The sequence below is a fragment of the Clostridium sp. genome, assembly GCF_021372645.1.
Lineage (GTDB): Bacteria > Bacillota > Clostridia > Clostridiales > Clostridiaceae > Clostridium.
In genome coordinates this window covers 61,824-85,580 of sequence record NZ_JAJFUC010000042.1, presented here as the reverse complement: position 1 = coordinate 85,580, position 23,757 = coordinate 61,824, and the positions used below count along the sequence as shown (strand labels likewise).

Here is a 23,757-nt window from a genome sequence, read left to right as displayed (position 1 = left end):
TGGCAATACCCAAAGTTCGTGAGCTAACGCGTAAGCGGGGCAGCGACCTAAGGTAGGGTCAGCGATTGGGGTGAAGTCGTAACAAGGTAGCCGTAGGAGAACCTGCGGCTGGATCACCTCCTTTCTATGGAGAAATCTAGTTAGCATGATGTCTAATTAGTAATATAGATTATAATACTTACTCAAAGGTTGTTTAAATCATATTTATATTCTGTTCAATTTTGAGGGATTTTCCTTCAAACCTTATGGGGGTTTAGCTCAGTTGGGAGAGCACCTGCCTTGCACGCAGGGGGTCAAGGGTTCGAATCCCTTAATCTCCACCATTATAAACTATGAATTATATTCATAGTTTTTTTTATTTGAAAATTATAATATTTGAGTACAATTTTTAAATAATTTATGATTAGATATATTTTTTAATTATATCTAATCATAAATTATTTTTAGATTTAAATGAACTTTGCATTATAGCAATGGAGAAAATGGTAGAACTACCTCATAAAATGAATTAAAAATACTAACTATTAAAGTGTACAATAGAGAAATTATAATATATAATTTAAATGTAAAATATGTTTAAAAATATAATTTTAATATTTTGGCCTATGGTTAGATATATAACGAAAAAAATTATATTATGAGAGGGTAGGATTATGGTACAAACTATTGTCTGCAAAAAAGATGGATGTAGTGGTAATGAATTTCATATGGCAACAGAAGATAATAAGTTAAAGCTAACCTGTAATGATTGTGGAAGTATTTATTATTATGATGTAAGTTATTATGAATTTGTCATGTTATCAAGTTGTAAGAAGTGTAATAATAATACATTTAAAGTATTTAATAATTTAGAAAAACAAGGTATATATGCAAAATGCACTAAATGTGGGTATCCGCCAGAAAAGATATTCATTGATGATGAGGGTATACAAGTGACATATGAAGCAAAATTACTGCAAGATATGAAGCAGCTTATGTATAAAATTGACCAAAGAATTTGTAATTTGGAGATGAAAGTTGATGGACTAGAAAAGGGTCAAGAGTTATTAGAAGAATCACTTGCGTATATAAATAGATATATGTCAGAATAAAATAAATATAAAGTTACTAAAATTTATTAATAGAATTATGAAGTAGATGAGGAAGAATATGAATAGCAAAAGAAAAATTATTTATTGGAGTTTATTGATTGTTTGGATGATTGTCATATGCGTAATGTCAAATCAGTCAGCTAAAATATCTGATTCTCAAAGCATTGGGTTATTAGATTTATTTTCTGATATGGGTATAAATGTAAATAGTTTTTTTGGAGATCTTGCTAACTTTGTTGTTAGAAAATGTGCACATTTTTTTGAATATATGATTTTAGCATTACTTGTTTTAAATGTGTTAAAGTTATATTTTAATATGAAGCATGTTATTATCATAACCATAGTATTTGTTTTTCTTTATGCTTGCTCTGATGAAACACATCAATTGTTTATTCAAGGAAGAGAAGGAGCCATTCGAGATGTAATAATTGACACTTCTGGAGGCATTACTTTAGTATTCATCAAAGTAGGTAAAGATTATTTATTTAACAATATAGGATATAACTCCCAATAATATATATTTTGACACGAATTTTCACTCTTCTATGAAGCAATGTGTATCTAGTTTTAGTAGATTAGATTCATAAGTTTTTACTTTTAGTATCTAAATTAATTTAAATAAGAGTTATAATTAACACATAGCATAATTTACATCTGCGTAATGTGTAATTATAACTCCTATTTTTTTTGTTTATTAATTAAGAATTACTTAACTAGCTTAAACATTGCCAAAGAGGTTACTCTGAATTATATTTTTACCAACATCATAAGAATCTAATAAGTGATTTTTTTATTGAGTATATTTTATATTACCTTTAGTAATACTGACTTGTTATTTTTTAAACTTATGTTTAATCAAATCATCAATTTTAAATAAAATATAACTATAAATAATTACAAGTAAACCATCAAAAATAAAATTAAATAAAAATAATTGTTTTGAAGTATCGGCTTGGCCGTTACCTACAAATGGCATTGGAAATTGAATTATGCCTATTAACATAATAGTCCAAAGCAAAAGTAGTTTAATTTTTATTTCAGGATTAGATTTATTGCTAACATATTTATAAATAGAAAATAAAAATACTATAAGATAAACTGAAATTATAAAGAATAAATTTTTTGGTAACATATTCTTTCTAAAATATGACCACCCCGTAAATCTATAGAAGTCTGTAACTGGAGTTTCACTATAACTTTGATAGTTTTTACCTAATCCAGTACTAGTATTAAATGATTTGCTTGCAGTATACTCCATGCCTTTTAGTAATCTAGTAGGATGAGTTAAATAAAATTTAGCAAGTTTTACGTTGTTTATCTTACTGTAAAATTCTTGATCTGTTATCTTTGTACTAGGAGCATACTTTACATATTCGTTTGTAGGAAAATAAGCATGTTTTCCTGCTTCAACTGCCATATCTGGATTAAGACCCAAGTCTATTAAATCTTGTTCGGGAGTTTTCGAACCATTTAGCACACCATAAAAAACTGAGTTATATTCAGTATCAAGATTTAAACTATCACTATTCATACTAATTCCAACAGGATAAGCAATCACTAGGCAAAGTAGTGTACATAAGCTAATTAGACTGCCTTTATTCAAAGTACGCTTATTATCCCATATTATTTTACCAACAAGAAGTATAACAAAAGGCAAAGCTGTAAAAGCTTGTAGTTTTGAACCTAAAAACAAGAATGTTATAAGTAGTATATACACTATTTTTGACATTATTTTTTTTGTACCTTTTACTACATATTTATAATGGATGTAATTAAAAACCGATGCAATGAATAGTAATAATGTAACTAACATCATTGGTTCGCCATATAAACTATTAAACCAAATTAAGTAATTGCCATCAAAAAAAATAAATAATGTCAATGACGAAACTAATATAAATTTAACCTTATCTTTTATGTTTAAAAAATTTAATATTATGCTAAGAGTAATAATATATAAGGTACTATAGATAATAGCTAAATATTGAGTTTTAAATACATTTTGTCCGAATACCTTACAGGTATAAGTAATAAAAACAACTAAATATCCTAAACTAGAGCCAACAATAGTTTTAAAAACATTATCTATATGAGATATTTTATAATCAGTAACAATATAATTATAAAATCTAATAAAATTAGGATTACTTGTATCTGAATCTAATAATGATAGACCAGAAATAGTCATTATTCTATTGAAATCACCTTGGTCAGCTATACCTACTGAGGGAGTTATAAATAGAACTCGGATAGTTATGATAATTGCAAGTATAGTAAACCAAATTTTATAATAACTATTAGAACTTTTTCTCATTTTCATTAAATTATTCCTCCATTGGATGCACATTTAAGACTTTGAAATGATAAATGTAAATTAGAATATCAATAAATAAATTATAGTATTTTTTTACTAAGACTACAATATAACTCGAAATTAATTAAGAGATTTAAGAATAAAGATATACTCAATATAAGTTTTCAGAAAATTATGAAAACGGAAAGGATTTTAGAAATAAAAATAGAATTATTAATTATACTGTTAAGCAGTACATATAATGTATTAGTAACGTAGATAAAAATCAGAAGAACTGTATTCTAAATTTTAGAAGAGGATTTATATCTAGCGTAGTATTATGAGATGAAAGGCAGGTGAAAGCCAGCTTCTAAGGTAACTTAAGGGTTTGGCAGAGTTGATGAAAGATTATAGTATTAAAAATTTAAGAAATGTAGGATTAATGGGGCATAATGGAACAGGAAAAACTTCTTTATCAGAAAGTATTTTATATTATTCAAAGATAACTGATAGATTAGGGAAGATTGAAGATGGGACTACTGTTTTAGATTTTGATACAGAAGAGAAGAAAAGACAATTTTCCATTGCTCTTTCAGTAGCTCCAATTGAATTAGACCATGTTAAAATAAATATTATAGATATTCCAGGCTACGCTGATTTTCAAGGGGAATGTATTGAAGGGATGAGAGCTGTAGATGTAGGTATGATAGTTGTTAGTGGAGTTTCAGGAATAAAGGCTGGAACTGAAAGAGCATGGGAATATTGCAATAAGATTAAATTGCCTAGAACAATTTTTATAAATAAATTAGATAGAGAAAATGCAAGCTTTGATAAGGTATTAAAATCTCTTAAAGAAAAGTTTGGAATAAGTGTAGTTCCAATTCAATATCCAATAGGAGAAGAAGATAATTTTAAGGGAGTAATAAACATCATATCTAAACAAGCTAGAATATATGATGTTAAAACAAAGAAGATAGAGATATTAGACATACCTAAAGAGTTAATGGATGAAGTTGAAAAATGCAAAAAAATGATTATGGAAGCTGTAGCAGAAACAGATGAAGCTTTACTTGATAAATATTTTAATGAGGGTGAATTAAGTGATGAAGAAATATATAAGGGATTAATAAGTGGATGTGCTAGTGGAGACATTGCACCGGTTATGTGTGGTAGCGCAACTAAGGTGATAGGAATGGATTCTTTGATTGATGATATAGTAGAATGTTTTCCTTCACCAGAATATGCAATTTCTCAAAAAGCATTAGATATTTCAAAAAATGAAGAGGTTTTCATAAATTTTGACCAAGATAAACCTTTTTCAGCAATAGTATTTAAAACTATTGCAGATCCGTTTGTAGGTAAAATATCATTCTTTAGAGTTATAACAGGAGAAGCAAAGGATGATATGACAGTATTAAATGTTAATAAAGATAAGAGTGAAAAATTTTCTCATATTTGCTTTATTAGAGGTAAGACACAGATACCAACTAAAAGGATTATTGCAGGAGATATAGGAGCAATTTCTAAATTACAATACACAAACACAGGAGATACATTAGCAAGCTCAGATTTTAAGATTATGTATGATAAGATGAATTTTCCAAAAGCAGTTTGCTCTATGGCTGTAATACCACAGGCCAAAGGTGATGAGGAAAAGATATCTCAAGCTTTAAACAAATTAAAAGAAGAAGATCCTGTTTTTGAAATATCTAGAGATATAGAAAATGCAGAAATTATTATTTCAGGATTAGGTGAAACTCATATTAATATAATTGCAAGTAAGATAAAGAGTAAATTTGGTGTAGACGTAGTACTAAATTTGCAAAAGGTTCCTTATAAAGAAGCTATAAAAGGGTTTGCCGATGTACAAGGAAAACATAAAAAACAATCTGGTGGACATGGACAATATGGGGATGTTGTCATTAAGTTTGAACCTAGAAGTGATGGAGCTGATGATTTAGAATTTATAGATAATGTAGTTGGGGGATCCGTTCCAAGAAATTTTATTCCAGCAGTAGAAAAGGGTTTAAGAGAATGTATAGCACATGGTGTTTTAGCAAGTTGTCCAGTTATAGGACTTAGAGCAACTCTTCATGATGGATCATATCATGCTGTGGATTCATCTGAAATGGCATTCAAGATTGCTACATCTATAGCCTACAAAAAGGGGCTTGAACAAGCTAGTTCGATTTTGTTAGAACCTATAATGAAAATAGAAGTTATACTACCTAATGAATATATGGGAGATGTAATAGTAGATATAAATAAAAAGAGGGGTAGAGTAATTGGAATGGAATCAGAGGGTGAGAAACAAAAGATTACAGCTGAAGTTCCACTTGCTGAAGTTAGAAAATATGCTACTGAATTACGTTCATTAACGCAAGGTAGGGGAACATTCACAAAAGAACTTGTAAGGTATGAGGAAGTTCCAGAAGCAGAATTATCAAAAGCTATAGAAAGTATAAATGAATCAAGAAAATAAAGTGATTTTTAGTTTCAGATGGAGTTAAATAAGTTCTTATCTCACTTTAATAAATAAGGAAAATTTTACATTGAACTAAATAGGATAAAATCACTTAGTAGAAGGCATACTATTCTTAATAAGGCATATAAAGAAAGTAATAAGTCAAAGATGCGATGTATATTTTGTGGGAATCACTTATTCAGCGAGCGTATGTGAGTTGAGTTCCTAATGACACGAAATAGGCTAGTATACTGACTTATTATTTTTCAGAATATGCCTAATGATATAGAAAGTTTTAACCCTATATGTATAAGGAGGAAGAAGCAGTGTCAGATTATAGTATGGATATTAGTGGAAATATGGAATTAAGTGATTATAGTAATATATTTGATTATTTAAATATAATAGATAAAGATGATAATTTTGTAATAAGGATAAATAAAGACAATAAAGGAGATATAGATGTAATCAATTCAATGCTTCAAGATAATAGATTTATTATTAATTATACGCAATATGATGATTTTGGGAACTATTACATAAGTGCAAATAAAGTAGTTTCAAAGAATAATATTTAAAATACAGGTTTTATTAACATAACATAATATAGTATAATATTTATTAGAACAAATTGTTTTTTATTGGGAAATTAAATGAAGGAGAGCTATATTATGCAAAAGTATGTTGTAGGAGTAGATTTAGGAGGCACTAAAATAAGTGCTGCATTATCTAATTTAAATGGAGACGTAATAAGTCAAACAACAGTGCTAACAAATGCTAATGAAGGAGAAATTCCTGTATTAAATAGAATTATTGAATCTGTAGAAAAAGTAATCAAGGATGGTTCAGCAACTTATAAAGAAATAAAGGGAATTGGTATTGGTTCACCAGGACCTTTAGATGCTGAAAAAGGAACAATAATTTATACGCCAAATCTTCCATTTAAAAACTTTAATTTAGTTAAACCATTAAATAAAAAATTTGGAGTACCTGTATTTTTAGATAATGATGCAAACGTTGCAGCCATTGGGGAGTATATGCTTGGAGTCGGAAAAGGTGCTAAAAATGTAGTATTTTTTACTGTAAGTACTGGCGTAGGAGGAGGCGCTGTTCTAAATGGTAAGGTATATAGAGGACACACTTCAAATGCATTAGAAATTGGGCATATGACAGTAGCACCAGACGGTCCAAGATGTAACTGTGGAAATATCGGTTGTGTAGAAGCAACATCATCAGGAACTGCAATTGCAAAAAGAGGACAAGAAGCATTAAATAGTAAAGTTGAAACTTCATTAAGAAAATATGAAACTGTTACTTCATATGAAGTATTTACAGAAGCTGCAGCAGGAGATGTAGTTTGCAAAGATATAATTGATAATGCATTAAACTATTTAGGAATAGCTGTTGCTAATGCAGTATCTATTTTTGATCCAGAAATAATAATAATTGGTGGTGGAGTATCAATGGCAGGAGAGATTGTTTTTGATACAGTAAGAAAAGTTGTTGATAAGAGATGTTTTAAGTCTATGGCTGAATCAGTTAAAATTGTTCCAGCAGGTTTAGGTATAGATGCAGGAGTAATAGGAGCAGTAGCATTAGCATTACTTGAAACAGAAGATAAATAGTATTTATTCAAATAATTTTTGGATAGTGAATTTTTAAATATCAAAAAGAATTTCATAATATTAATATATAATTTTTTAATAGTATGAATAAGCAGGAATGGTTATACATACAATAGAAGTATAGAAGCTCTCTTGCAATGAATTTTTTCCTCTCATACATATTGCTAATTTGATTTTGCGTAAATGCTTATATAAGAAACTTTTTGTTTTTTTTATGATTTAAGTATTTGCCTAAAATAGATTGAGATGAAAAAATTTTTTATATAAGCTATCTCTAAATTAGATTTTAGAGATAGCATATTATAAAAAAGAAAATATGCTTTATAGACCTATCCAATATTTTATGGGATAGGTCTTAAGTGTTTATTGCATTTAAATAATTTACAATTAATTATTAATAATACAATAGTGTTAAAAAGCCCCCCAATAGATTGTTTTGTAAATAAATATAAAAAGAAGAAGGGAATAAATATGAAAGCAGAAATTATAGCTATAGGGACAGAAATTTTATTAGGAGACATAATTAATTCTAATGCTCAGTATTTAGCTCAGGAATTAGCAACTTTAGGTATAGATATGTATTATCAACAAGTCGTAGGAGACAATGAAAAAAGAATTGTCCATGCTTTTGATGAGGCATATAGCAGAAGTGATATTATAATAACAACAGGAGGTCTTGGGCCTACAGACGATGATCTTACAAAAGAAGTTGCTGCAAAGTATTTTAATAAGAAATTATTACCAGATGAAGAGTCAATTGAAAAAATAAAAGGTTATTTCAAATTCAGAAAAAGAAAAATGACTGAAAATAATTTAAAACAGGGATTAATTCCAGAAGGAGCCATTATTATAAATAACAATAATGGTACAGCACCAGGTGTAATTATAGAAGAAAATAATAAGATAATGATTATTTTACCTGGACCACCAAAGGAAATGAAGCCAATGTTTGAAGAGACAGTTAAACCTTATCTTCAAAAGAAGGCTGATTCAATATTAGTATCAAAAATGATAAAAATATTAGGAATTGGAGAAAGTGCTGTTGCAGATGAGCTTAAGGATTTGATTGATACTCAAACTAATCCTACTATTGCACCTTATGCAAAAGAAGTAGGGGTAATGCTTCGTGTAACAGCAAAGGCTGATAATGAAGAGGAAGCAATGAAATTAATAGCACCTATTGAAGAAAAAATTAAAGAAAGATTAGGTGATAATGTTTATGCAATAGAAGATATTGCTATAGAAGATGTGGTAGCTAAGCTTTTAATTGAAAGAAACCTTACAATATCTACTGCTGAATCATGCACAGGTGGGATGATAGCAAGTATCCTTATAAATTACCCCGGAATATCTGAAGTGTTTTTAGAAGGTGCTGTGACATATTCTAATGAAGCTAAACATAATAGATTAGGTGTTAAGAATGAAACTTTAGATAAATATGGAGCTGTAAGTGAAGAAACAGCAAGGGAAATGGCAATTGGTATTGCAAAGACAGCTAAAACTGATGTAAGTATTGTTACAACAGGAATTGCAGGACCAGGGGGCGGAACCGAAAAAAAGCCTGTTGGACTAGTTTATGTAGGTGTTTATGTTCAAGGTGAAGTAACAATTCAAAGATGTATTTTTAATGGAAATCGAAATAGAATAAGACTTCAAGCAACAATGACTGGATTAGATATGCTTAGAAGAATTTTGATTAAAAAATATATATAAAACGAAAGTACCATAACTATTTTAAATCATTAAATATAGTTATGGCACTTAAATATTGTATATAAATAAAAATGGGGGAGAGGCGATTAAATATTGAAGTTAAATACTTCATTATTAGTTATTGCCAAATTCAATTCATTTATACATAAATTAAATTAGAAATTTTATTTTTTTAATAAAATTAATATTTTAATAAATCTCAATCAAAGTTAATTTTAAATGTTCCACCTTTATAGTATATATAAAAGTGGTATGAGCAATATATAAGAATGCAAACTATAAATTATTTAAAGCCTCACTTAAAACTTTGCCAATGGAATCATGTATAACTAAGTCAGCATTAGAATCATAAGGGGTAGAACTCTTATTTATTAGTATAAGATTTTTCCCTTTAAAATAATTTACAAGACCAGCAGCCGGATAAACAGCAAGAGAAGTACCTCCAATAATTAATGTATCTGCATGTTCAATTGCATTAACAGCTCCATTTATCACATCATTATCTAATCCTTCCTCATATAAAACAACATCAGGCTTAACTGTTCCATTACAGTGTGGACATTTAGGAATATTTTTTGATTCTAATATAAAATCCAAGTTATAAAAAGCATGGCATTTAGCACAATAATTTCTATGAACTGATCCATGAAGTTCATAAACATTTTTGCTTCCAGCAGCTTGATGAAGACCATCAATATTTTGAGTTATAACAGCTTTTAATTTACTCATTTCTTCTAATCTAGCTAAAATTAAATGTGCTGAATTAGGTTTTGCATTAATATAAATCATTTTTTCTTTATAAAATTTAAAGAAATCTTTTGTATGTTTTATAAAGAATGTATGAGATAACATAACTTCAGGAGGATATCCGTGACCACTATCAGTTTTATATAATCCTGTTTCAGACCGGAAATCTGGAATGCCTGATTCAGTACTTATACCAGCACCGCCAAAGAAAACTATATTATTGCTTTCCTTTAAAATCTTTGATAATTTTTCAATATTCATAAAACGCCTCCAACTAAAATTTATTATATTTAAATTATTCTGTAATCTATAAACTATTCATATTAATTATTGCATAAGTCATATAAAAAATAAATTTTTACTTATAAATAATTTAGTTTAATCAAATAAATAAAAAAACTTTAATAGATGAATAAAAAAAATTAAAAAAGTTATTGACATAATACTAATATCTCGATATAATACTACTTGTATCTGGTGATGACGGCGTAGAGGTAACACTCCTTCCCATTCCGAACAGGACAGTTAAGGTCTACAGCGCTGATGGTACTGCACGGGTGACTGTGTGGGAGAGTAAGACGTTGCCAGGTAAGATGGCTCGATAGCTCAGTCGGTAGAGCAGAGGACTGAAAATCCTCGTGTCACTGGTTCGATTCCAGTTCGAGCCACCATAAAAGCACTAACTTATGTTAGTGCTTTTTTACTTGTTAGGAAATTATACACATATAAAAAAAGAGCGAAGCGCAACCAAGAACTTAAGGGGCTGTTGAAAAATGCAGAAAAGTACTGTATAAGTCAAAAATCATGAATAAATACATGATATTTATTCATGGTTTTTGACTTATAAATATTTGTTTTGCAACAGCCTCATCATTAATTGTTAAACGTCACATTGATTCACTTCTATTGAATAAGTACCACAATTAGGGCATACAGTTACATTAACAATATAACTATTATCAATTTTACCTAAACTGAAAAGTCTATTAAAAGATGTGCTTTTATATTCTTCATCAAGAGTGTTTAATACATATTCATTATTTTTTGTATAAACATAAAAATGATATTCTAAGTAACGATAAGATTTATTTATTTGCTCTTGAGTATTGCAATAACATTTACCAGCATAGTATTCATTTGAGAAATTTACTTCTTCACCGTTATTTAAAGCATTTAATATTGTATCTACAGATAAACCTGTAACCTCATTTTCATCATCAAAAAATATTCCTTCACAATTTTCTTCTGTTAATTTGTATTCTTTATCATCATAGACAAATTTATAATCCATAAAAACCTCCGTAAATAGTTTAGACATATGAAAGAAAATAACTAATCCAATACATTAAAGCACTGATTTTTTATTTTAGAATATATCTTATAAATATTATACACTAAATATAAATAGCAAATGTTAAAAAAGTATAATTTTCATATGTTGAAATTTGATTAGTATATTTATAGAGGACTTAGTTATATATTCTCAATTTGCCAATCAATTGGTACTTGATTTGTAGAAGTTAAAAAGTCATTTGCTTTGGAAAAAGGTTTACTGCCAAAAAAGCCTCTTGATGCAGATAATGGGCTAGGATGAACTGATTTTATAATAAGATGCTTTGGATTTGTAATTAAGCTAGTTTTTGAAATAGCATTATTACCCCAAAGAATAAAAACTATAGGAGTTTCTTTTTTATTAAGTACTTCAATTATTTTAGTAGTAAATTCTTCCCAGCCTTTATTTCTATGAGAATTAGCTTCTCCAGCTCTAACCGTAAGTACAGTATTTAATAAGAGCACCCCTTGATCAGCCCATTTCTTTAAGTAACCATTGTTTGGTATGTAGCAACCTAAGTCAGTATTTAATTCTTTATAAATATTTACTAAAGATGGAGGCGTTTTAATTCCATGATTAACAGAAAAACTTAGTCCATGTGATTGATTGGGTCCATGATAAGGATCCTGACCTAAGATTACAACTTTAACATTTTCATAAGGTGTAAAATGTAGGGCATTAAAAAGATCATACATATTTGGATAAACAGTAGTAGATTTATATTCGCTTGTTAAAAAGTTTCTTAACTTAATATAATAATTTTTTTGGAATTCGGATTCTAAATAAATTTTCCAATCATTTTTTAATATTTCACTCATAACATCACCCAAGATTAGTATACCATATGTGTTAATAAGTTATGTATAAGGTCATCTTATTGCTGATAAATTTTAAATTTATTGGATTATATTATTGTTAGAAGCGATAGAGACTGTTAAAATGGAAAGGTGTATAAAAAAATCAAATTAAAAATAACCACAAAAATAATTATATAAAGGAGAATTTACATGGAAAATAAGGTATTAGCAATTGCTGCAGGAAATGAAATAACAGAAAAGGACTTAAATACAATAATTACAAGATATCCTCAAGAACAAAGAGGTGCATTACAAAGCGAAGATAAAAGAAAACAATTAGTAGAGCAATTAATTTCATTTGAATTAATGAATAAGTTTGGAAAAGAAATAGAATTAGACAAAACACAAGAATATAAAGATGCTATAGAAAATATATCAAAAGAAGTTATAACTTCAATGGCAATAAATAAAATATTAGCTGATGTAACTGTTACAGATGAAGAAGTTAAGAAATATTATGAAGATAATAAAGAAACTTTTGGTCAACCAGCAATGGTTTCTGCTAAGCATATATTAGTTGAAACAGAAGAAGAAGCTAAAAAAGCAAAAGAAGAAATTGTAAATGGAACTTTATCTTTTGGTGATGCTGCAATGAAATACTCAACATGTCCATCAAACCAACAAGGTGGAAATTTAGGCGAATTTTCAAGAGGAATGATGGTTCCAGAATTTGAAGATGCTGCTTTTACAGCTGAAATAGGAGCACTTAGTGATCCGGTTAAGACACAATTTGGATATCATTTAATAGTAGTAGATGCAAAAAATGAAGCTTCAGTTAAAAGCTTTGATGAAGTAAAAGATGGTGTTGTAAACCAATTATTACAACAAAATCAACATACTAAATATGATCAAATATTAAAAGAATTAGAAGCTAAATATGGAGTAGAAAGAAAATAATTTCTTATACTTATATTTATACTTATATTAGTTATTAACCAAAAGGCTGTCTCAAAATTCTTTTGAAACAGCCTTTTTGAAGTGATTTTTAGCTTTAGGCGAAGTGTTCTTAATAGGAATACAATTCTCTATTTGAAGTTTAGAAAAACTTATACCAACAAGGGTGATAATGCAGCCTCAAGGATTACAATCTAATATTAAGGGAGATCACATCCAAGAACTAGTAGCTGTTATTAGCCAGACGGCTTCATATTAACGTTGTTTACATATAACTCTAGTTTTAACCTTGAGTATTTATAATAGATCTACGAAAGAGTGAATATATTTATCTGCATATTTGAGCAGATCTTCTTTTGAATCTACACATTCATAATCTTCTACTGCAATCACCTTCATATTAGCTGCTTTTGCACCTTGTACAGCAGGTAATATATCTTCAAATACTAAACAATTCTTTGGGCTAATGCCTAGCTTCTTAGCGGCTAATAAATATACATCAGGACAATCCTTGCCATTAGAAGCTTCATCAGTGGTTGTAATTGAATCAAAATAGTCATAAATTCCATTGTTTTTCAAACAAGCTTCTAATAAAGGAATTGAGTTACTAGTAGCTAAGGCAATTTTTATTTTGAAAGATTTTAGAATATTTAAAAAATCTTTTACCCCTAATTTCAATTTAACATTATTGGAGTAGTGATTAAATGCCATGTTATGCCAATCTTCCAATATTTTTTTTATTGAATCATCAAGATTAAATTTCTCTTTAAAATAAACAGCTGTTTGAGAAAAGCTCAAATGTGAAATTTCATTTCTTAAGTTTTTAGGCATCGAATATCCTTTCATTTTAAGATAGTCAACATCAATCTGAGACCAAACCCACATAGAATCAACTAGAGTGCCATCTAAGTCGAATATTACACCTTTTATATCAGTTAACATTAAATACCTCCTAAAGCTTGTTAATTATAAAAATTCTAAATAAAAAAACTTAAGGAATAATCCTTAAGTCAAAACAAATATAATTAATAATATTTTTGGTCGGGGTGACAGGGATTGAACCTGCGACCTCATGGTCCCAAACCACGCGCGCTCCCAGCTGCGCCACACCCCGAAGACATATATAATTATATATTTAAGTGGATTTTATGTCAAGGATTTTAACATATATATTACACCTAAATTATAATACAAAATGTAATTTATGAATATAATAATGATCCAAATTAGAGGTGCTTAGAATGATAATTGCTAATTAATTTAATTAATGTAAATATTAATTAATAAAGTATACAAAGAATAAGCTAGGAAAAGTGGGGAAAATGGATGATATATATAGAATAGGAGAATAAACGAATCTCTCGCCATATATAAGAATTGTCCATCTTTATTTAAAGTGTTATAATTGTAGAATAATACAGATTAATGGGGAGGGAAGGTTTTTAAAGACCGATAATGAATGAAAAATAAAATTCGAGCTATTATGTTAGCAATCGTAATAGTTGTAGGTACTTCAATACCTGCGTTTGCGACGCCAGATAATCAACAATTGAGTGATTCAAGACAGAAATATGCAGAAATTGAAAATAAAATAACAGATATTCAGAGTAAGATTTACGATTTAGATATGCAAATAGAGCCGCTACAATTAACAGTAGATAAAAATAAAAAAGAGATAATAAGCATTAATAAGGTTATTGATAATACTACAAAAGATATTGAACAATGCAAAAAAGAAATGAACACATTAGATTTAGCTTTAGGACAAAGAGTCAAAGCAATGTATATGTCAGGTGATTTAGAGTTCAGTTATTTAAATTTTATACTTGAATCAGAATCAACAAGTGATTTCTTTTCTAGATCAGAGGCAGTAGGTAAAATTATAGGAAAAGATAAAGCTGCTATAGAAGATATTACTGCTAAAAAGGAAGAATTAAATACTAAAATGCAATCTTTAGAAGAGAAAAAGTCTGAGATAGATAAGCTTAATGAAGAGATAATGACTACATTGAGTGATTTAGATGTAAAGAAGAAAGATCAAGAAGTTTTGGTAAGTCAAGCTAAGGATGAAAAAAGTAAATTTGATTCACAATATTTATCACAATTAGAAAGAGATACTGTAAAATCTCAATTTGATGTGATAAGTAACTCAAATAGTTCAGCATCAGATCTTCAAGCAGCAATTACTCAATTAAGAAATATTAGAGATAATCAAATTAAGAGTGAAATTGTTACTGCAGAAATAAATGACAAAATAGAGAAAGCTAAAGTAGCATACGCTGTAAAGAAAGCAGCTGAGGTGAAAGTAGCAATACCAAGTAGAGGAAGTTCAGGTTCATCGGCTAAAGCACCATCAGCAGGAAATGCTCAAGCAATTTTAAATGAGGCATATGCACAATTAGGAAAACCTTATGTATGGGGTGCAACAGGTTCAGCAAACTTTGATTGTTCAGGATTTACTCAATATGTGTATGAACATGCAGCAGGAAGGGATATATCAAGAACAACATATTCACAAATTAATGAAGGACAAGCAGTTAGTCAAGATCAACTTCAACCAGGAGATTTAGTATTTCCACATGCTGGCCATGTTGGTATATATGTTGGAAACGGACAAATGATTCATGCACCACAAACAGGTGATGTAGTTAAGGTAAGTCCAGTATATAGTTTTTATGCAGCAAGAAGAATCCTTAAGTAGTAAACATAAGAAATTAGTTGTTAATATCTGATTTTAAGTTGTAGCCCTTCTGTTTAGATACAGAAGGGCTTTTGTATTTTAATTTGTGATGTTATAATGTGAGAGATATAAGTGATGGTTATTAATTTCATAGAAACACAAACTTAGGCACATCTTTGGTCTATTATTTTCTTTCATGTGCCTTAATTATGAAATTATATATTAAATTAGGATTAATATATAAAGTAAAGGAAGAAAGATATGGATAGCAAATTAAAATACATAAAAGAAGATGAGACAATAGATGATTTACAACTTAAAAATTTAAATTTAATTCAAAAAAAAGATGGATTTAAATTTGGAATAGATGCTGTTTTATTATCAGATTTTGCGTGTATAAAAAATAAGCATAGAGTAATTGATTTATGTACAGGAACAGGAATAATTCCATTTTTAATATATGGTAAATATGAGCCTCAAAGTGTATATGGATTGGAAATTCAAGCAGATATGGTTGATATGGCTAAAAGAAGTGTGAAATTAAATTCATTAGATGAAAAAGTTTTTTTCTTAAATGAAGATTTAAAAAACATAGAATTATTAAAACAGCTTGAAAAATTTGATGTTGTTACAGTAAATCCGCCATATAAGCTAAATAATTCAGGAATTATTAATCCAAATGATAAATTGGCTATAGCTAGACATGAAATATTGTGCAATTTAGAAGATGTAATTTCTGCATCAAGAGTATTGTTAAAAGATAATGGAAGACTTTTTATGATACATAGACCTGAACGATTAGCAGATATTTTTACTTTAATGAGAAAATATAAAATAGAACCTAAAAGAGTAAAAATGATACATCCTAAAATAGGGAAAGCCCCTAATATTGTATTAGTTGAAGGACAAAGAGATGGGGGAGCATATTTGAAGTGGGAGGCACCATTATATGTTTATAATGATAATGGAAAATATACTAAAGAAATAGACGCAATATATTGGAGGACATGATATGAAAAGTGGAAAACTATATTTAGTACCAACTCCTATTGGAAATCTAAAGGACATTACATTAAGAGCATTAGAAACATTAAAAGAGGCTGATATTATAGCAGCAGAAGATACTAGACAAACATTAAAATTATTAAATCATTTTGAAATAAAAAAAACTATGATAAGTTATCATAAATTTAATGAACAGAACAAAAGTGATAAAATTATAGAATTACTTATGGAAGGGAAGAATGTTGCATTGGTATCTGATGCTGGAACACCAGGAATATCAGATCCAGGAAGTGTTATAGTTGAAAGATGTATAGAAAAAATGATTGATTTTGAAGTGCTTCCAGGAGCAACGGCTATAACTACAGCACTGGTTTACTCAGGGCTAGATACAACAAAATTTTTATTTAGAGGTTTTTTACCTAGAGAAAATAAAGATCGAAAAATCATAGCTGATGAACTTTTACAAAGTCAAGAAACACTTATATTTTATGAAGCACCACATAGATTAATAGATACGTTGACATTTTTATTAGATGCATTTGGAGACAGAAAGATTGCAGTATGTAGGGAATTAACTAAGATATATCAAGAAATATATAGAGGCAGCATAAAAGAAGCAATACAATATTTCATAGAGAAGAAGCCACGAGGAGAATTTGTGCTTGTATTAGAGGGAAAAAACCTTGAAGATATAAAAGAAGAAAAAAAAGAAGTGTGGATTAATTTATCTATTGAAGAACATATACTTAAATATATAAATGATGGTATAAATAAAAAAGATGCAATAAAGCTTGTAGCTAAAGAAAGAGAACTACCTAAAAGTGAAGTGTATAAATTTTCAACTAATATATAGTTAAGGTATATTCAAAAAAATAATAAATAAAAATACATATTGTATTGCTGATACGTTATTTTCTTTTATATTCCTAAATTAAGAAAATAGACTACCTCAAAAAATGAGATAGTCTATTTTTTAAATTCCATAATAGTGGAATTAAAAATTATTAGTAGTTTTAATTTGTTCCAGACACTTAGTACAAATGTTTTTCCCTCTGTAGTTTATTACGTCTCTTGCATCTCCACAGAAGATACAAGCTGGTTCATATTTCTTTAATATTATTTGCTCTCCGTCTACATAAATTTCTAATGCATCCTTTTCTGCAATATCTAAAGTTCTTCTAAGCTCTATAGGAATAACTATTCTTCCTAACTCGTCCACTCTTCTAACTACACCTGTTGATTTCATAAAAAATTCCTCCTAATTTCACGATTCGACACCCTGCCACGATATATTACCAGATATGTAATATAAAGTCAATAAAAATTTTACTTAACTTTATAAGAAATTACAAATTTCAACTTTAATAAACATCTTATATAAAATATACTACCATATTTTAGAAAAGTCAAGAGGATTTATTTGTAAAAGTATAATATTAGTCTTAAAAAATAAATTAAGAAGACATAGATATATCAATAGGTTTAAGGTTATTTACAAGATTAAGTTTTATATTATACTGATATTTTATTTAAAAAATTACAAAAAAAGCATGAAAGTAATTAGTAAATTCTTTATCAAAAAAACAGATACTATACGTAATAATGTCGATAAATTACATAAATTAGATATTTTTTAGTATAAGTATGTCGTATAATATTATTAATGTTAGAGAAAATAAAAAAGAAAATAAAGTTTTGAGCTATAATGTTTGAAATAACTTGTAGCCAGTTGATGACTACTATATAATATATGTATATAAAAACTATCGAATATATCTAGATAAAAGATGAAAGCATAGGTGTATAAAAATGGGGAAAAAGTTTGATTCAGACTATATAAAAGAGTTAGCAGAAGAATTATCGAAGGGGAGTTCGATTTCATATGAAGATCTTCCAAAGTATGATTTATTTCTATCTCAAGTCATAGATTATTTAAATGACAAATTTGTTGATGAAAAATTCACTAATAATATAGTTCAAAATTATACTAAAAGTGAAGTTATAACTAAACCAGAAGATGGTAAAAAAAGAGGATATACTAAAACGCATTTAATACAGTTAGTATTGCTGGGTTATATGAGACCACTTTTGACAACAGAAGAAATTAAAAAAGTTTTCAGACTTGCTTTTAATGAAATTAATGATAGAAATGATGATATATTATCCTGGGAAGAAACTTATAAGACGTTTACACAAATACAAAGAGAAAGTTTAGATGACTATTTAATTACATCCTTAACGCATGAAGATAAATTAGAAGAAATAATAAAAAACTTTGATTTGAAGGATAAAGATGAAGAAAGAATAAAAATTTTCTTATTAGTTTTATCTTTAATAGCAGAAGCAAGTGTTATTAAGAAGTTAGTCCAAAAAATAGTAAAAGAATATGAAACAGAGTAAATAAAATAACAGACCAAAGATGTATTGTGAATTTTGTACTAGACAAGGAGGTGAATTTTGCTTATAGTAAGCTATTTGTGAAACTTACCAACCTAGTATAATGTCAAATAGACAAGCATACTGGTCTGTTATTTTTTTGAATGTTCCTTATAAATATTTAGAAAGTTGTTAAGCTTAATTACAGAGAGGAATCAAATTATGGATAAAATTATTATAAGAGAATCTGTAAGAAATTTAGTTGAATTTTGCTTAAAAAAGGGTGATATAGATAATAGATTTTCAGGAGGTGCTAGAGCTACAGAGGGGATAAGAGCACATCAAAAAATTCAAGATGATAATTCAAAGATTTATGAAAGTTTTGAAAAAGAAGTATATTTAACTTATGAATTTGAAATGGATAAAAGTTTGATAAATATTGAAGGACGAGCAGATGGAATTATAATACAAGAAGATAGAACCATAATTGAAGAGATTAAATCTACTTATAAGAGTTTTGCGTATATAGATGATTCAAATGAAGTTCATTGGGCCCAAGCAAAAGTATATGCGTTTATTTATGGAAAGCAAAATAAATTTCAAGAAATTTACATAAGATTATCTTATATGCAACTTGAGACAGCCGAAATTAAAAGTTTTGAGAAGAAATTTGATATACAAGAATTAGAAGAGTTTACTTTAGGAATATTGGAGGAATATGAAAAATTTAATATTCTAATATTTCAACAAAAAAGTATTAGAGATAATTCAATAAAAGTTCTTAAGTTTCCCTTTGAAAAATATAGAGAAGGACAAAGGAAATTAATTAATATATCATATCAAACTATAAAAGAAAAAGAAATGTTATTTACTCAAGCACCAACAGGAATAGGTAAGACGATATCAACCATATTTCCAGCAGTAAAAGCACTAGGGGAAGGACTTGGAGAAAGAATTATATATTTGACAGCTAAAACTATAAATAGAGAGGTTGCTGAAAATACATTTGAAAGGTTGAGGCAAGAAGGGTTGAAATTTAAGAGTATTATAATTATGGCAAAAGAAAAAGTATGCATTAATGAAACCTTTGATTGCAACCTTGAAAAGTGTATATATGCAAAAGATTATTATAGCAAGGTGAAAAATGCAATATCATGCATTCTTGAGAATGAAGAAAGAATTTCCTCGGAAATATTGCATAAATATGCTGAAAAATATAAAGTATGCCCTTTCGAGCTATCTTTGGATTTAAGTCTTTATTGCGACGGGATCATAGGTGATTATAATTATATTTTTGATCCGAGAGTGTCCTTAGGTAGAATATTAGAAAGTAAAGGAAATATAGTTTTAATTGATGAAGCACATAATTTAATAGATAGAGCAAGGAATATGTATTCAGCATCATTATGCAAAAATCAAATATTGAAATGCAAAAAAATGGCTAAAGGTAAACTCAATAAACTACATTCTATATTAGGCAAAATCAATAATTATTTTATTGATTTAAGAAATGAATGTGATCATAAAGAGGTGGAATGGTTTTATGAACGAGAATCGCCTAAAGAGTTAAATAAGTATTTACAACTCTACTTAAAAGAAAGTGAAGAAATTTTAGTAAGAGGAAATAAGTTTGATGGTTATGAAGATATATTGCAACTGTACTTTGATGTAAATGCTTTTGTTTCTACAATGCAATTATATGATGAAAATTATATAACTTGTATAGAAAAAGAATCTCATGAACTTAAAGTAACATTGCACTGTGTAAATCCAGCTAAAAATTTAAAAGAATATTTATCGAAATGTTATTCAGTAATTTTCTTTTCAGCAACTATATCTCCAATAAAATATTATATAAGTATGCTTGGCGGACATGATGCAACTTATAGATTAAAACTTCCATCACCATTTAAAAAAGAAAATCTAAAAGTTCATGTTAGTCCAATTAATATTAGATATACATATAGAAAAAGAACATTAGAGTTCGTTAAAGAGAAAATTTGTGATTTTATAAGAATGCAGATTGGAAATTACATAGTTTTTTCACCCTCATATGCATATATGGAACTATTATGGGATGAAATGAGTAAGTTAAATTTAACTGAATTTCAACTTATAAAACAAAAACAAAATATGAATGAAGAGGAAAAGAGTCAATTATTAAAAAAATTTAAAATCAATAATAATTTACTAATGTTTTGTGTTCTAGGAGGTATGTTTTCGGAGGGTATAGACTTACCAGGAGAACAGCTAATAGGAGCTATAATTATAGGTGTAGGATATCCTATGATAGATATGAAAAATGAAATTATAAAAGAATTTTATAAAGAAGATGGTTATGATTATGCTTATTTATTTCCAGGTATAAATAAGGTACAACAAGCTGTAGGTAGGGTAATAAGAACTGAAACTGATACTGGTAGAGTTTTGCTTATTGATGATAGATATATAACTAATAAATATAAAATGTTACTACCCAATGAATGGAGTCCTATAAACAAATATTGATAATTTAATCAATGCACAATCTACAATGAAAAAACAAGCTCAAAGAGAAATTTCATCTTCAATTGTGAACTGCGCATTGTGCATTGTGAATTAGATATAAGTATGTTAAAATATTCATGTTAGTTTTATGGAAAAAAGTGAACTTAAATAACATATTAAAGTAGAATTAAGGAGCGAGGAAAATGAATATTCCATTAATTGATTTAAAAGCTCAATATAAGTCTATTGCTGAAGATTTAGATAGAGTAACTAAAGAGGTACTTTCTTCTGCAAGTTATATTATGGGTAAGAATGTAACAGAATTCGAAAAAGAATTTGCAGAATATATAGGAGTTAAACATGCAATATCAGTAGGTAATGGTACTGATGCGTTAGTTATTGCATTAAAATCTTTAGGTATAAGAGATGGAGATGAAGTAATAACGTCACCATTTACTTATTTTGCTTCAGCAGAAGTTATTTCAGCTGTTGGCGCAACACCTGTTTTTGTTGATGTAGAAAAAGAAACCTTTAATATAGATCCAACTAAGATAGAAGAAAAAATTACCAAAAAAACAAAGGCTATTATACCAGTTCATATATTTGGTCAAAGTGCTAGGATGGATGAAATTAACCAAATAGCAAAAAAACATAATTTAAAAGTTATTGAAGATGCTTGCCAAGCAGTAGGTTCCAAGTATAAAGGAACAATGATAGGAAAATTAAGTGATGTAGCTTGTTTCTCATTTTTTCCAACAAAGAATCTTTCATGTGCTGGTGATGGTGGGATGATAGTAACTTCTGATGATGATATAGCAACTATAGCGAGAGCACTAAGAACTCATGGAAGTGGAGAAACTGGTCAAAAGGCTTATAATTTATTAAATAACATAACAGAAGAAATAGAAACCTTTAAGGATGGAGACGATACTGTATACAATCCATTAAAATATTATAATTATTTAATTGGATTTAATTCAAGATTAGATGCAATTCAAGCAGCAATTTTAAGAGTTAAATTACCACAATTAGATAAATGGAATAGTCGAAGAAGAGAAATAGCTAAAATATATGATGAGAAATTAAAAAATTCAAATGTAGTAATTCCTATTATTGATGAAGAAAATGAATCCGTATATCATCAATATGTATTGCAATCAGAAAATAGAGAAGCTATGTTAAATAAACTTAAAGAAAAAGGGGTAGCAACAGGGGTATATTATCCAATTCCACTACACTTACAAAAAGTATATAAAGATCTTGGATACAAAGAAGGCGATATGCCAGTTGCAGAGTATTTATCACATAGAACTTTTGCAATACCAGTTTATCCAGAATTAACAGCGAAAGAAATAGATTATATAGTTGAAAGCATAAAAGTATACTAACTAGACATCGGACTAGGTGCAAATTGAAGGTATAAAATTAAAGACATAAAGAGATTGTTTTTTTATGAATTCAAAGAGATAATTGTCAATGGTCAATTGATAAAATATAAGTATGCGAGGATTAAGTTATGAATAATAATTATTTTGTACATGAGTCCAGTTATGTAGATGATAATGTTAAAATAGGGGATGGAACAAAGGTATGGCATTTTTCTCACATTATGAGTAATTGCGAAATTGGGGAAAAGTGCAATATAGGGCAGAATGTTGTAATATCACCAGGCGTAAAGCTTGGAAATGGGGTGAAAATACAAAATAATGTATCTGTTTATACAGGTGTTATTTGCGAAGATAATGTGTTTTTAGGTCCATCTTGTGTATTTACAAATGTAGTTAACCCAAGAAGTTTTATTGAAAGAAAGAACGAATATAAAGATACTATAATTGGCACGGGTGCATCTATTGGTGCAAATGTAACAATTGTATGTGGCCACAATATAGGCAAATACGCATTAGTAGGTGCTGGCGCAGTAGTTACTAAACATATACCTGATTATGCCTTAGTTGTAGGAAATCCAGCAAGTATGTTAGGATATGTATGTAAATGTGGAGAAAAATTAAGATTTAAAGATGAGCATGCAACTTGTAATGCTTGTGGAGAAAAATATAGTAAAGATAAAGAAAAAGTAGAGTGTATAAATAAATAAATAAATAATTCAATTCACAATGTGCAATGCACAATACACAATGAAGGAACAAATCACTATGTGATTTGAAAAAATATATTTTAGGAATTCTTATGGA

Annotated in this window: 20 protein-coding genes, 3 tRNA genes and 2 rRNA genes; 18 read left to right on the top strand and 7 right to left on the bottom strand. The window is 28.3% G+C overall.

Annotated elements, in window-relative coordinates; genetic code table 11:
* The 4 genes from LLF98_RS06955 to LLF98_RS06940 all read left to right on the top strand — a co-directional run.
* Positions 1 to 124 (top strand): 16S ribosomal RNA (locus LLF98_RS06955); the annotation flags it as partial.
* A gap of 123 nt (positions 125 to 247) precedes the next feature.
* Positions 248 to 323: transfer RNA gene (locus LLF98_RS06950), tRNA-Ala, on the top strand.
* A gap of 330 nt (positions 324 to 653) precedes the next feature.
* Positions 654 to 1,091: a hypothetical protein gene (locus LLF98_RS06945; protein ID WP_291702184.1), complete on the top strand. Its 438-nt coding sequence runs from the start codon at positions 654 to 656 to the stop codon at positions 1,089 to 1,091.
* A 58-nt stretch (positions 1,092 to 1,149) separates the two neighbouring features.
* Entirely contained in the window at positions 1,150 to 1,605 is a 456-nt protein-coding gene (locus tag LLF98_RS06940) for a VanZ family protein (RefSeq protein WP_291702182.1), read from the top strand.
* Positions 1,606 to 1,923: 318 nt separating this feature from the next.
* Here the strand turns inward: LLF98_RS06940 and LLF98_RS06935 are convergent, their stop codons facing one another.
* Complete coding sequence (locus LLF98_RS06935) at positions 1,924 to 3,411, bottom strand: hypothetical protein (protein WP_291702180.1); 1,488 nt, start codon at positions 3,409 to 3,411, stop codon at positions 1,924 to 1,926.
* 373 nt (positions 3,412 to 3,784) lie between these two features.
* Between LLF98_RS06935 and fusA the strand changes: the two genes are divergently transcribed.
* The 4 genes from fusA to LLF98_RS06915 all read left to right on the top strand — a co-directional run bounded on the left by fusA (position 3,785) and on the right by LLF98_RS06915 (position 9,186).
* A complete protein-coding gene (gene fusA / locus LLF98_RS06930; protein WP_291702178.1) occupies positions 3,785 to 5,866 on the top strand; it encodes an elongation factor G in 2,082 nt (693 codons plus the stop codon).
* A gap of 308 nt (positions 5,867 to 6,174) precedes the next feature.
* Entirely contained in the window at positions 6,175 to 6,426 is a 252-nt protein-coding gene (locus tag LLF98_RS06925; RefSeq protein WP_291702176.1) for a hypothetical protein, read from the top strand.
* A 93-nt stretch (positions 6,427 to 6,519) separates the two neighbouring features.
* Positions 6,520 to 7,473 (top strand): ROK family protein, encoded by a 954-nt coding sequence (locus tag LLF98_RS06920; protein WP_291702175.1) that lies wholly within the window; start codon positions 6,520 to 6,522, stop codon positions 7,471 to 7,473.
* 471 nt (positions 7,474 to 7,944) lie between these two features.
* Complete coding sequence (locus tag LLF98_RS06915; RefSeq protein WP_291702174.1) at positions 7,945 to 9,186, top strand: competence/damage-inducible protein A; 1,242 nt, start codon at positions 7,945 to 7,947, stop codon at positions 9,184 to 9,186.
* A gap of 276 nt (positions 9,187 to 9,462) precedes the next feature.
* Here the strand turns inward: LLF98_RS06915 and LLF98_RS06910 are convergent, their stop codons facing one another.
* Positions 9,463 to 10,194, bottom strand: coding sequence for an NAD-dependent protein deacylase (locus LLF98_RS06910; RefSeq protein WP_291702172.1), 732 nt, complete (start codon positions 10,192 to 10,194; stop codon positions 9,463 to 9,465).
* Between the two features lie 212 nt (positions 10,195 to 10,406).
* Here LLF98_RS06910 and rrf point away from each other — a divergent pair.
* Both rrf and LLF98_RS06900 read left to right on the top strand, forming a co-directional pair.
* A 5S ribosomal RNA gene (gene rrf / locus LLF98_RS06905) occupies positions 10,407 to 10,523 on the top strand.
* A gap of 5 nt (positions 10,524 to 10,528) precedes the next feature.
* Positions 10,529 to 10,604 (top strand) — tRNA-Phe (locus LLF98_RS06900).
* Positions 10,605 to 10,813: 209 nt separating this feature from the next.
* On the opposite strand, the gene LLF98_RS06895 is transcribed toward LLF98_RS06900, so the two are convergent.
* Positions 10,814 to 11,224 carry a DUF3785 family protein gene (locus LLF98_RS06895; RefSeq protein ID WP_291702170.1) on the bottom strand — a complete coding sequence of 137 codons (411 nt, stop codon included), beginning with the start codon at positions 11,222 to 11,224 and terminating at the stop codon, positions 10,814 to 10,816.
* Positions 11,225 to 11,406: 182 nt separating this feature from the next.
* On the bottom strand, positions 11,407 to 12,084 hold the full coding sequence (locus LLF98_RS06890; RefSeq protein WP_291702168.1) for a uracil-DNA glycosylase: 678 nt from the start codon (positions 12,082 to 12,084) through the stop codon (positions 11,407 to 11,409).
* A gap of 189 nt (positions 12,085 to 12,273) precedes the next feature.
* Between LLF98_RS06890 and LLF98_RS06885 the strand changes: the two genes are divergently transcribed.
* Positions 12,274 to 13,020: a peptidyl-prolyl cis-trans isomerase gene (locus LLF98_RS06885; RefSeq protein ID WP_291702166.1), complete on the top strand. Its 747-nt coding sequence runs from the start codon at positions 12,274 to 12,276 to the stop codon at positions 13,018 to 13,020.
* A 294-nt stretch (positions 13,021 to 13,314) separates the two neighbouring features.
* Here LLF98_RS06885 and LLF98_RS06880 read toward each other — a convergent pair whose 3' ends face one another.
* Positions 13,315 to 13,959: an HAD family phosphatase gene (locus tag LLF98_RS06880; protein ID WP_291702163.1), complete on the bottom strand. Its 645-nt coding sequence runs from the start codon at positions 13,957 to 13,959 to the stop codon at positions 13,315 to 13,317.
* 96 nt (positions 13,960 to 14,055) lie between these two features.
* Positions 14,056 to 14,131: transfer RNA gene (locus tag LLF98_RS06875), tRNA-Pro, on the bottom strand.
* 345 nt (positions 14,132 to 14,476) lie between these two features.
* Between LLF98_RS06875 and LLF98_RS06870 the strand changes: the two genes are divergently transcribed.
* The 3 genes from LLF98_RS06870 to rsmI all read left to right on the top strand — a co-directional run bounded on the left by LLF98_RS06870 (position 14,477) and on the right by rsmI (position 17,555).
* On the top strand, positions 14,477 to 15,718 hold the full coding sequence (locus LLF98_RS06870; RefSeq protein WP_291702161.1) for a C40 family peptidase: 1,242 nt from the start codon (positions 14,477 to 14,479) through the stop codon (positions 15,716 to 15,718).
* A 240-nt stretch (positions 15,719 to 15,958) separates the two neighbouring features.
* Positions 15,959 to 16,708, top strand: a complete 750-nt coding sequence (locus tag LLF98_RS06865; protein WP_291702159.1) for a tRNA1(Val) (adenine(37)-N6)-methyltransferase — start codon at positions 15,959 to 15,961, stop codon at positions 16,706 to 16,708.
* A 1-nt stretch (position 16,709) separates the two neighbouring features.
* Positions 16,710 to 17,555 carry a 16S rRNA (cytidine(1402)-2'-O)-methyltransferase gene (gene rsmI / locus LLF98_RS06860; RefSeq protein ID WP_291702156.1) on the top strand — a complete coding sequence of 282 codons (846 nt, stop codon included), beginning with the start codon at positions 16,710 to 16,712 and terminating at the stop codon, positions 17,553 to 17,555.
* Between the two features lie 141 nt (positions 17,556 to 17,696).
* On the opposite strand, the gene LLF98_RS06855 is transcribed toward rsmI, so the two are convergent.
* Positions 17,697 to 17,948, bottom strand: coding sequence for an AbrB/MazE/SpoVT family DNA-binding domain-containing protein (locus LLF98_RS06855; RefSeq protein ID WP_291702154.1), 252 nt, complete (start codon positions 17,946 to 17,948; stop codon positions 17,697 to 17,699).
* A 563-nt stretch (positions 17,949 to 18,511) separates the two neighbouring features.
* On the opposite strand from LLF98_RS06855, the gene LLF98_RS06850 reads away from it, so the two are divergent.
* The 4 genes from LLF98_RS06850 (at position 18,512) to LLF98_RS06835 (ending at position 23,660) form a co-directional block, all read left to right on the top strand.
* Complete coding sequence (locus tag LLF98_RS06850) at positions 18,512 to 19,102, top strand: DUF1836 domain-containing protein (RefSeq protein WP_291702152.1); 591 nt, start codon at positions 18,512 to 18,514, stop codon at positions 19,100 to 19,102.
* 198 nt (positions 19,103 to 19,300) lie between these two features.
* A complete protein-coding gene (locus LLF98_RS06845) occupies positions 19,301 to 21,586 on the top strand; it encodes a helicase C-terminal domain-containing protein (protein WP_291702150.1) in 2,286 nt (761 codons plus the stop codon).
* A gap of 182 nt (positions 21,587 to 21,768) precedes the next feature.
* Positions 21,769 to 22,953, top strand: coding sequence for a DegT/DnrJ/EryC1/StrS family aminotransferase (locus LLF98_RS06840; protein WP_291702148.1), 1,185 nt, complete (start codon positions 21,769 to 21,771; stop codon positions 22,951 to 22,953).
* A gap of 128 nt (positions 22,954 to 23,081) precedes the next feature.
* Positions 23,082 to 23,660, top strand: coding sequence for an acyltransferase (locus LLF98_RS06835; protein WP_291702146.1), 579 nt, complete (start codon positions 23,082 to 23,084; stop codon positions 23,658 to 23,660).
* Positions 23,661 to 23,757 lie beyond the last annotated feature (97 nt).